Annotated in this window: 3 protein-coding genes and 1 pseudogene; all 4 read right to left on the bottom strand. The window is 70.7% G+C overall.

Annotated elements, in window-relative coordinates:
* A pseudogene (locus G3I65_RS07355) lies at positions 1-830 on the bottom strand (hypothetical protein); the annotation flags it as partial.
* Positions 831-853: 23 nt separating this feature from the next.
* Entirely contained in the window at positions 854-1219 is a 366-nt protein-coding gene (locus tag G3I65_RS07360; protein ID WP_160695415.1) for a hypothetical protein, read from the bottom strand.
* A 158-nt stretch (positions 1220-1377) separates the two neighbouring features.
* On the bottom strand, positions 1378-1929 hold the full coding sequence (gene hpt / locus G3I65_RS07365; protein WP_125308269.1) for a hypoxanthine phosphoribosyltransferase: 552 nt from the start codon (positions 1927-1929) through the stop codon (positions 1378-1380).
* A 3-nt stretch (positions 1930-1932) separates the two neighbouring features.
* The coding region (locus tag G3I65_RS07370) for a TilS substrate-binding domain-containing protein (RefSeq protein WP_203612308.1) at positions 1933-2470 on the bottom strand (538 nt) is incomplete at its 5' end.

Genomic DNA, 2470 nt, shown 5'->3' on the forward strand with positions numbered 1-2470 from the left:
CCGGCCGCGTGCTGCGCGCCGAACGCGCCGCCGCTGCCGAACCCGGAGCCGCTGGAGGCGACGATCGCGTCGCCCGCGCCACCGGGGAGCCCCTGGACCGGGCCGGTGCTGCCGACGGCGTTGACCGAGTTGAACGAGATGGAGTTGTGCGAACCCGTCGGCTTCATGCCGAGCGACTCCGGGCCGAAGCTCGGGGTCGAGCTGTCGACCTCGCTCATCGCCTTGGTGTAGGCGTTGAAGAACGCGACCTGCTGCGCCTTGACGTCGTTGGCCGCGTCCGCCTGCGCCTTCTGGTCGGCGATCAGCGCCGCCGGGCCGCCGGCCAGCGCGGCCGCCATGGACTGCTTGGGGTCGTAGTCCTTGGGGGCCGGCATCTTCTTGACCTCGGCGGCCGCCGCGGCCTGCCGGGCGAGCCGGTCGGACATCGTGTGCGCGGCGTCGGAGGCCTGCGAACCGGAGTTGGCGATGGCCACCAGCGCGCCCTGCGCGCCGCCGGCACCCTGGCCGACCCACGCGTTGCCCAGCTCGGCGATCGCGTTGTACAGGTGGTCGGACGCCTGCTTCAGCTCGGTGCCGTGGTGCGCCCAGGCGTGCCCGGTCGCCTCGGCCGTGCCGGGGTCGTTGTTGTTGACCGCGCCGGCGTAGAGCTGCTGGCTTTCCTGCGCGTTCCAGTTCGGCGGGTTCGCGATCGCGCGGTCGCTGCCCATGTCGAAGCCGCCGGCGCTGCCGCGGGCGTTGGCGACGATGTTCTGCGACGCGGAGTTGTCACCGAGCGGGACGAGCGAACCCGGGTCGGTCGAAGACGGCTGGTCGCCGTGGTTCGGAGCCATGACTGCGAAATCCCCCTCAGGACTCAGGCGTTGCGGAACGGGTCGGCGGCGGCGTTGTCGATCTCGTGGTAGCGGGACATCGCCGTGACGATGCCCTCCTCCGCGGCCGAGTACTGGTCGAGCAGGTTCTGCAGCGCGGCGGCGTAGGAGTCGCCACCGCCGTCGGCGCGCTGCACGAACTTCGCGGCCATCGCGTTGCCGACCGGGTTGTCGCCGAGCTTCGGCGGCTGGGCGAGCGTGCCCGCGCCGCTGAGCAGCGCTTCGACGGCGTCCTTGCCGGTGCGGATCTTGTTCAGCACGGTCTGCGCGGCGTCCGGGTCGATCCCGACCTGACCCGCCGCGGCCGCGGCCTTGAAGGCGTTCGCGTCGGCAGCGCTGCTGTTCCCCATTTGAGCTCTCTCCCGTTCCCCCGACCCGGTCACCGCGGGCACGACTGGTCTTCGCATAGGTTAACGCACGTGATCAGAGCCTATGACGCAAACTTCACCACCGGGGTTCCGCGAATCCGGTAGTTGCGGTGAACGGTCGGTGAACTCCGCCGGTGGGACTACGAGGTGTAGACCTTCGGGTCCAGCGTCCCGATGTACGGCAGGTCCCGGTAGCGCTCGGCGTAGTCGAGGCCGTAGCCGACGACGAACTCGTTCGGGATGTCGAAGCCGATGTACTTCACCGGCACGTCCACCTTCACGGCTTCGGGCTTCCGCAGCAGCGAAACGACCTCGAGCGAAGCCGGGTTGCGGCTCGCGAGGTTCTTCAGCAGCCACGACAGCGTCAGGCCGGAGTCGACGATGTCTTCGACGATCAGGACGTCCCGGCCCGCGATGTCGCGGTCGAGGTCCTTGAGGATCCGCACGACGCCGGACGACGACGTCGCCGAGCCGTACGAGGAGACGGCCATGAATTCCAGCTGCGTCGGCAGCGGCAGCGCGCGGGCGAAGTCGGTCATGAACATGACCGCGCCCTTCAGGACGCCCACCAGCAGGAGTTCGCCCTGCCCGTTGGCCGGGTAGTCGGCGGCGATCTGCTCCGACAACTCCGCGATCTTGTCCTTGATCTGCTGCTCGGTGACGAGCACGGAGGCGATTTCGCCCTCGTACACGGGTCATTCTCCTCGTGTGGTGGGTTGGGAGGTGAGGCAGAGCCTGCCACGGCACCGGCTCGCCTCCAAGTTGCCCGGCAACCAGACGCCGCCCTGACCGCGCCACCGGGCGACCAGTCCGTCGACCGCGCGGAGGTGCGCGTCGGTGAGTTCGCGCACGCCCGAGCCCAGCAGCCACCTGCGGAGAACCCGCCGCCGGAGGGCGGGCGGCTCGCCCTCGAGAGCTCCGACATCCAGCCCTTCGGGGCCGCCCGCGCGGGTGAAGATCCTGTCCGCCATTGTGTCCAACGCCTCGTTGTCCTCGCGCAGCTGCGCGGCCGTGCGGGCGAGCGCGCCCGCCACCCCGCCGTTGAGGACGTCTTCCAGGAGCGGCAGCACTTCGGTGCGCAACCGGACGCGGGTGAAGCGCGGTTCGGCGTTGTGCGGGTCGTCCCACGGCTCGACGCCGAGTTCGGCGCAGGCGGCCCGGGTGGTGGCGCGCGGGACGGCCAGCAGCGGCCGTCCCCACGGCGGGTCGTGCGGCCGCATCCCGGCGACGCTG

This window comes from Amycolatopsis sp. SID8362 (assembly GCF_010550475.1).
Taxonomy (GTDB): domain Bacteria; phylum Actinomycetota; class Actinomycetes; order Mycobacteriales; family Pseudonocardiaceae; genus Amycolatopsis; species Amycolatopsis eburnea.